We start from the raw sequence: 6,169 nt of genomic DNA, 5'->3' as shown, positions 1-6,169 counted from the left end.
GGCGAAACGGTCAAGGACAAGGGACCGCAAGTGATTGCGGCCTTGGCGGCGGCCGAGATCATGACGGCGCTGGCCGCTCACGCCGTCGCACCAGCGGCTCCGCACCCCGCCTCTCGTGGCAAGGCGATGGCCGGCTGACGGCTAACATACTGCCGAGCTGCATTTTTCGTGCAGGCGCGCTTCCATAGCGTGCTGCTCAGATCGGCCGCTTCAGGCCCAGATGGTCGCGCAAGGTGCGGCCTTCGTACTCCGTGCGGAACAGGCCGCGCCGCTGCAATTCCGGCACGACGAGCGCGGCAAAGGCATCGAGTTCACCGGGAAACCAGGACGGCATGACGTTGAAGCCGTCAGCGGCGCCGCCCTCGAAGCGTGCCTCGAGCTCGTCGGCGATCTGAGCCGGCGTGCCGACGACGCGCCAGTGGCCGCGCGCGCCGGCGAAGTGGCGCGCAAGCTGGCGAATGGAGAGCTTGTCCCGGCGCGACTGATCGACGACGAGAGCTTGCCGGCTCTGCATGCCTTCGCTGGCCGGCAGCTCCGGCAATGGTCCATCGATGGGATAGCGCCACAGATCGGAAATGCTGAGATAGCTGGAAAGCAGCGCGATGCCGACATCGTCGGGGATCAACTCCTGCAATTCCTCGTATTTTTCCTGCGCTTCAGCCTCGGTTGCCGCCACGATCGGTGCGACGCCCGGCATGATCTTGATATCATCAGGCTCGCGCCCATAGGTCGCCAGGCGACCCTTGAGATCCTCGTAGAAGGATTTCGCCTCCTCGAATGTCTGCGCCGCTGTGAACACGACGTCGGCGGTGCGGGCGGCAAGGTCCCGGCCAACGTCCGAGGCGCCGGCCTGAACCATCACTGGCGCGCCCTGGGGGGAGCGCGGCAGGTTGAGCGGGTCGCGAACCGAAAAGCTCTGGCCGTCGTGACCGGATCCGGAAGCCCCATCGAGCTTGCCGTGCCAAAGTCCGGTGACGACTTCGGCGAATTCACGCGCGCGCTCATAGCGATCGGCGTGCGGGCGCAGGCCGGTCGAGCCGAAATTGGCGGCTTCGATGTGGCTGGCGGAGGTAACCAGGTTCCAGCCGGCTCGGCCGCCGCTCAGATGGTCGAGCGACAAGAAGGTCCGCGCCAGCCCGTAAGGCTCGTTGTAGCTCGTCGATGCCGTGGAGACGAGACCGATGTGGCTGGTCTGGACTGCGAGAGCCGAAAGCAGGCTGATCGGCTCGAAGCCGATCGAGCGCGAGGTCTGGCTAGCGATATTGACATTGGCCTCGCGCACGCCGGCAGCGTCCTCGCAGAAGATCATGTCAAACTTCGCCGCCTCCGCCGTCCGCGCCAGCTGGATGTAATGGTCGATATCTACACCCGCCGTCACATGCGCCTGCGGATGGCGCCAGGCCGCGATATGGTGGCCTGTTGCCCACAGAAAGGCGCCAAGCTTCATCTGACGTCGATGGGCGGTCATAGTTCATCTCTCCCAGCAAGTCCGAGATCGGAGCGAAGCGTCGCGCCGGGATAATCCGATCGAAGAAGGCCGCGGCGACGAAGCTCCGGCAGCACGAGGTCGACGAACTCGTCGAACACAGCCTCAACCGGCGGCATGACTATGTTGAAACCGTCGCAGCTTTTTGATCGGAAGGGCTCTTCGAGCCTGTCCGCGATAATCTCCGGCCCAGCGGCCGTTTCAGCACCAGGCGCGACGTTCATCAGCGCCTTTATCGCGTCCGGACTGCGCCCGACCGCAAGCGCGCGGCGCTTCAGATCATCAGCGTTCGCGCCCGCTGGCTCGTCAAGCAGGATGACATCGGCGAAGCGGGCGGCGATGTCCATGTCAGCCTCCGACAGGCCAGACATGACGAGCACCGGCATATCCTGCGGCGAGCGTGCAACGTTCAGCGGTCCGCGCACAGAGAAAAACTCTCCCTTGTGGTCGAGCAGGTGCATCATTTCGGGATCGAAGAAGCGGCCGCCGCTTTTGTCGAACAGCAGGGCATCCGTATCCCAACCTTGCCACAAGCCCTGCACGATGCCGATGAATTCCTCCGCACGTCGGCGGAAGTCGTCGCCGGAAAACCCCTCTGGCCGGCTGAAATTGGCTGCCTCGCGCGGATTGGGGACCATGCTAGCGTTCCAGCCGGCGCGGCCGTGGCTGATGATGTCGAGCGAGGCAAAACGGCGCGCCAGATTGTAGGGTTGATGCGCGACGGTCGAGGCCGCGGCGACGAGGCCGATCCTGCTGGTCACCGTCGCCAGCGCCGCCAGCAGGGTAGTCGCTTCGAAGGGCACTTGCCGGTTCGGCGCGTCGCCGCGTGCAACCAGCTCGGAATCGGCAAGAACCACCATGTCCAAGCCGGCTGCTTCGGCCTTTTGCACGAACCGGGCCAGAAGGCTGAAATCCGGGCCGGCATCGGACGGATGGGAAGGCGCGGCTTCCGGAACCAGTGAAACGGCAAGATGCATTGTGGCGCCGTCGGCCATCGGTCTTCCCTGGTGAGTGAGATTCCGCAGGAATTATCTTCACCAGCTGGACGGAAAGCAACCGGCCAGCCACGCATCATTTGCCGGCCAGAATATCCTTGATCAGCCGCTGACAGCGCTCGGCCATGAAGTCGAGCAACAGCCGCACCTTCGGGTCCTGCAGCTTCTTGTGCGGATAGACGGCGGCGAACTGCACCGGCGTCGGCGGCGTGTCGGACAGGATCACCTTCAGCCGCCGGTCGCGGATGAACGGCTCGACCTCGAATCGCGGCTTGTTGATGATGCCGCGGCCGGACAGCGCCCAGCCGGTCAGCACGTCGCCATCGTCCGTGTCATAGGGTCCGTGCACTTCGAATTTCCGCGGGCCGTCGGCCGTCTGCAGCGTCCAGACGTATTCGCGCGCGCCGGAATAGCGCAGCATCAGGCAGTCGTGCTTCTTGCCGATCAATTCCTGCGGCTCGGTCGGCTCGCCACGCGCCTCCAGATACTTCGGTGCCGCCACCAGCACCCGTTCGCACTCCATGATGCCGCGCATCCTGAGGCTGGAATCTTCGATGATGCCCAGCCGGAAGGCGACGTCGATGCCTTCCTTCATAATGTCGACATTGTGGTCTGAAAGTCTCAACCGAACCTCGATATCAGGATATTTGTCGTGGAAATCGGGGATGCCCGACGCCACCAGCCGGCGGCCGAGGCCGAGCGGCGCTGTCACTTTTATGGTGCCGCGCGGCTGGCCGGATAAGGCGCTGACCGCAGCCTCCGCCTCGGTGACCGCCTCCAGCACCTGCTTGGCGCCGGAGTAGAACACGGTGCCGTGCTCGGTCGGCATCAGCTGCCGGGTCGTGCGGTTGAACAGCCTGACACCAAGATGCTTCTCAAGCTCCTTGATGCGGTTGGAGGCGACCGCCGGCGAGATGCGCATGTCGCGGCCCGCCGCCGACAAATTGCCGAGTTCGACGACGCGGACGAAGACGGCGATGTTGTCGAGGTAGGCCATGCGGGTTTCGGGGCTCTCATGCAGCTGCGTGTAACGAGCCTAGTATTTTCCAATTTTTTTTGAAAGTCATCGTGCAGCTCGGCCCTTTCCGTTTGCGCTCCAGCCCGTAAAGTCACCCAATCGGCAGGGACGACCTTTCAATGATGGATTTCGCGATTTTCTGGGACTGGCTGAGCTTCGCCGTGCGTTGGCTGCATGTCGTCACCGGCATCGCCTGGATCGGCTCATCCTTCTATTTCGTCGCGCTCGATCTCGGCCTGCGCCAGCGTCCGGGCATGCCCGCCGGCGCCTTCGGCGAGGAATGGCAGGTGCATGGCGGCGGCTTCTATCACGTGCAGAAATATCTGGTGGCGCCGGCCGAGATGCCTGAGCACCTGACTTGGTTCAAATGGGAATCCTACGCCACCTGGCTGTCGGGCTTCGCCATGCTGTGCGTCGTCTACTATGCCGGGGCGGACCTGTTCCTGATCGATCCCAATGTCCTCGCCATGTCGGTGCCTACAGGCATCTTGCTGTCGCTGGCGACGATCGGCGTCGGCTGGGTGGTCTATGATCTCTTGTGCCGCTCGCCGCTCGGCAAAAGCGACACCGGCCTGATGCTGGTGCTCTACGCCGTGCTGGTGTTCATCGCCTGGGGTCTTACCCATTTGTTCACCGGCCGCGCCGCCTTCCTGCATCTTGGCGCCATCACAGCGACGATCATGTCGGCCAACGTCTTCATGGTCATCATCCCGAACCAGAAGATCGTCGTCGCCGACCTGATAGCCGGCCGCAAGCCCGACCCGAAATACGGCAAGATCGCCAAGCAGCGCTCGCTGCACAACAATTACCTGACCCTGCCTGTTTTGTTCCTCATGCTGTCGAACCACTACCCGCTGGCCTTCGGCACTGAGTTCAACTGGGTGATCGCCTCGCTGGTGTTCATCATCGGCGTGCTGATCCGGCATTATTTCAACACCATGCATGCGCGCAAGGGCAACCCGACCTGGACTTGGCTGGCTGCCGCCGTCCTGTTCGTCGTCATCATGTGGCTGTCGACGGTGCCGAAAGTGCTGACCGGCGAAGCCAAGGCGTCCTCGGCGGCACAAATCTATGTCGCCTCGGCGCATTTTCCCGCCGTGCGCGACACAGTGCTTGGCCGCTGCTCGATGTGTCATGCGCAGGAGCCGTCCTACGAGGGCATCTATCACGCGCCAAAAGGTGTGATGCTCGACACGGACGCCGATATCGCCGAGCAAGCCCGCGAGATCTACCTGCAGGCCGGCCGCAGCCACGCCATGCCGCCCGCCAACGTCACGCAGATTACCGACAAGGAACGGGCACTGCTGGTGGCATGGTTCGAGGAGGCGGAGAAATAAGCATGATCAGCACACTCCTGCGCGGCCGCACACTGTCCTTTCTGCGCTGGCCTGAGACCGTCGACGACCATCCCGCCTGGCGCTACGAGGAGGACGGCGGCCTGCTGATCCGCGACGGCAGGATCGCAGCCGCCGGCACCTATGCCGAGGTCGAGAAAAAGGCTGATGAAGGCGCAAAAAAGATCGATCACCGCCCACATCTGCTGCTGCCGGGCTTCATCGACGCGCATGCGCATTTTCCGCAGATGCAGGTCATCGCCTCCCATGGCGCGGAACTGCTCGACTGGCTGAACACCTATACTTTTCCTGAGGAAACCAAATTCCAGAACGCCCAGCATGGCCGCCGCATTGCCAGGCTGTTTCTCGATGAGGTGGTGCGTCACGGCACGACGACAGTCGCCGCCTATTGCTCGGTCCACAGGGAGTCCGCCGAAGCGTTCTTCGCCGAGTCGCATGACCGCAACATGCTCAACATCGCCGGCAAGGTGATGATGGACCGTAACGCGCCGGAGGGTGTGCTCGATACAGCGCAATCGGCTTATGACGATAGCAAGGCGCTGATCGCCGATTGGCACGGCAAGGGACGCCAGCATTATGCCATCACGCCGCGCTTCGCCATCACCTCGTCGCATGAGCAGTTGGAAATGGCGGGCGCGCTCTGCCGCGAATATCCTGATCTGCACATGCAGACGCACCTGTCGGAAAACCACGCCGAGATTGCCTTTACGCTGCAGCTCCATCCAAAGGCGCGCGACTATACCGACGTCTACGAGCACTACGGGCTGCTCGGGCGCAAAAGCTTGTTCGGCCACTGCATTCATCTGTCGGAACGCGAGGCGGATTCGCTTTCGGATTCAGGCTCGGTGGTGGTGTTCTGCCCGACCTCGAACCTGTTTCTCGGCTCGGGCCTGTTCGATTATCAGCGCTACCGCACGCGAGACAAAGCTCTCCGCATCGCGGCCGCCACCGATGTCGGCGGCGGCACCAATTACTCGATGCTGCGCACCATGGACGAGGGCTACAAGGTGATCGCGCTGAACGGCGAAAAACTCAACCCGTTCCAGTCGTTCTGGCAGCTCACCCGCGGCAATGCCGAGGCGCTGTCGGTCGTGGAAAGAATCGGCACGCTGGACCAAGGCAGCGATGCCGATATCATCGTGCTCGACGCCCGCGCCACGCCGGCGATGCGGCTGCGGATGGAGACGGCGGACACGCTGGCGGAGGAATTGTTTATGCTGCAGACGCTCGGCGACGACCGCGCCGTGCGCGAAGTCTATGTCGCCGGGCGGGCGGCGAAGAGCGATATGGCGGTTTAGCTATCCCGCACGTTCCG

Annotated in this window: 5 protein-coding genes; 2 read left to right on the top strand and 3 right to left on the bottom strand. The window is 63.2% G+C overall.

What is annotated here, in order from left to right; genetic code table 11:
* Window positions 1-196: 196 nt before the first annotated feature.
* The 3 genes from EOC93_RS15105 to EOC93_RS15095 all read right to left on the bottom strand — a co-directional run bounded on the left by EOC93_RS15105 (window position 197) and on the right by EOC93_RS15095 (window position 3,478).
* Window positions 197-1,468, bottom strand: coding sequence for an LLM class flavin-dependent oxidoreductase (locus EOC93_RS15105; protein WP_095484396.1), 1,272 nt, complete (start codon window positions 1,466-1,468; stop codon window positions 197-199).
* Window positions 1,465-2,481, bottom strand: coding sequence for an LLM class flavin-dependent oxidoreductase (locus tag EOC93_RS15100; RefSeq protein WP_127204999.1), 1,017 nt, complete (start codon window positions 2,479-2,481; stop codon window positions 1,465-1,467). The genes EOC93_RS15105 and EOC93_RS15100 overlap by 4 nt, the downstream gene beginning before the upstream one ends.
* 76 nt (window positions 2,482-2,557) lie before the next feature.
* The gene (locus EOC93_RS15095; RefSeq protein ID WP_127204998.1) at window positions 2,558-3,478 is read right to left on the bottom strand and encodes a LysR family transcriptional regulator; all 921 of its coding nucleotides are present in this window, start codon (window positions 3,476-3,478) and stop codon (window positions 2,558-2,560) included.
* Window positions 3,479-3,618: 140 nt separating this feature from the next.
* On the opposite strand from EOC93_RS15095, the gene EOC93_RS15090 reads away from it, so the two are divergent.
* Together EOC93_RS15090 and guaD are read left to right on the top strand one after the other, a co-directional pair.
* On the top strand, window positions 3,619-4,836 hold the full coding sequence (locus EOC93_RS15090; RefSeq protein WP_095484393.1) for a urate hydroxylase PuuD: 1,218 nt from the start codon (window positions 3,619-3,621) through the stop codon (window positions 4,834-4,836).
* Between the two features lie 2 nt (window positions 4,837-4,838).
* Entirely contained in the window at window positions 4,839-6,152 is a 1,314-nt protein-coding gene (guaD, locus tag EOC93_RS15085) for a guanine deaminase (protein WP_126103938.1), read from the top strand.
* The last annotated feature ends 17 nt before the right edge of the window (window positions 6,153-6,169 follow it).

It is taken from the genome of Mesorhizobium sp. M6A.T.Ce.TU.002.03.1.1 (assembly GCF_003997275.1).
GTDB classification, from domain to species: Bacteria; Pseudomonadota; Alphaproteobacteria; order Rhizobiales; family Rhizobiaceae; genus Mesorhizobium; species Mesorhizobium mediterraneum.
The sequence above is the reverse complement of the archived record's forward strand: the minus strand, read 5'-3'. Positions and strand labels throughout refer to the sequence as shown.

What these genes read in the sequence shown, in the direction of transcription:
- EOC93_RS15105 (WP_095484396.1), bottom strand. Translation starts at nt 1,468, where the DNA reads ATGACCGCCCATCGACGTCAGATGAAGCTTGGCGCCTTTCTGTGGGCA.
- EOC93_RS15100 (WP_127204999.1), bottom strand. Translation starts at nt 2,481, where the DNA reads ATGGCCGACGGCGCCACAATGCATCTTGCCGTTTCACTGGTTCCGGAA.
- EOC93_RS15095 (WP_127204998.1), bottom strand. Translation starts at nt 3,478, where the DNA reads ATGGCCTACCTCGACAACATCGCCGTCTTCGTCCGCGTCGTCGAACTC.
- EOC93_RS15090 (WP_095484393.1), top strand. Translation starts at nt 3,619, where the DNA reads ATGATGGATTTCGCGATTTTCTGGGACTGGCTGAGCTTCGCCGTGCGT.
- guaD (WP_126103938.1), top strand. Translation starts at nt 4,839, where the DNA reads ATGATCAGCACACTCCTGCGCGGCCGCACACTGTCCTTTCTGCGCTGG.